Here is a 964-nt window from a genome sequence, read left to right on the forward strand (position 1 = left end):
CTATCTGGACACTGTGCTCGCAGCTGGCCTGCAAAAACTCTCTGAAATTTAACAGGATGTTCACGCTCTCACCCTGCATTTGCCCCCCCCTCAATGGCGCAAAACCGGGTCGATCTCGGTGCTCAGGCATTGAGCAATATTCGTGGTTCCATGGGCGTCAATATGGTTGCCGGCAATAACAACCAACAAGGCAATCTTGCCGCCATCGCAATTTCGGGTCCGGCCGTCATTCAATTTGGTCAGCTGAATCAATCCACCACCAATCTGAACGACAGCCAGAGCGTCGCCATCCTGGGCTCGGCCCTGAGCCAGAACCGGGGACTGGTCGGCATCAATCAGGGGGCGGGTGAGGGCAACCAGCAACTGAACGCCTTCGCCCTGTCCCTCGATGACAGCGGCCTGGGTGTCGTGACCGACATCAATCTCAGCTCCAGCGTCGCGAAGACCCCAGGGGGAAAGCCCCCCGCCAACACCACTACCAGCATCTATCTGGATGACACCGCCCTCACGGGCAGCAAGGGGGTCATTCAGGTGAACCAGGTCACGGGACAGGGAAACCAGTCAGTCAACATGGTTTCCCTGCCCCTGGCTGGCGCAGTAACGGCATCCCCATGATGCCGCAGGGATAGGAAGCCAGGCCCGGGGGTATCAGCCGATGGGCATATCTTCCGCTGAAAGTTCAATGGAGAGACTCATTATGCGTGGACTTATTTATAGCTCATTAGCCGCCGCGGTCATCATGGCCATGACGGGCACTGCATCCGCCGATTACCGCGGTGACAGAGATGAGACAGGGGCAACCTTGACCAAGAAGGTCAAGGCAGAGGTCGATGTGGAATACGAAGGCAGGGTCAATGTCGGCGGCTACATCAACGTCAACAAACTCGGCTTGACATCCTCCCCCACCTTAGCGCTTCGCGTCACAGGAGGGGGATTCCCATTACTGGGTGATAGCTGCTCGCGC

The 964-nt window shown here is 57.7% G+C and carries 1 protein-coding gene and 1 pseudogene; both read left to right on the plus strand.

Annotated features, from left to right (window positions below; all coding sequences use genetic code 11):
- Positions 1 to 129 precede the first annotated feature (129 nt).
- Positions 130 to 615: a hypothetical protein gene (locus OKB81_RS20550; RefSeq protein WP_270805450.1), complete on the plus strand. Its 486-nt coding sequence runs from the start codon at positions 130 to 132 to the stop codon at positions 613 to 615.
- An 82-nt stretch (positions 616 to 697) separates the two neighbouring features.
- Positions 698 to 964 (plus strand): annotated as a pseudogene (locus tag OKB81_RS20555) (hypothetical protein); the annotation flags it as partial.

It is taken from the genome of Aeromonas sp. QDB56 (genome assembly GCF_027705505.1).
In the GTDB taxonomy this organism is placed as follows: domain Bacteria; phylum Pseudomonadota; class Gammaproteobacteria; order Enterobacterales; family Aeromonadaceae; genus Aeromonas; species Aeromonas caviae.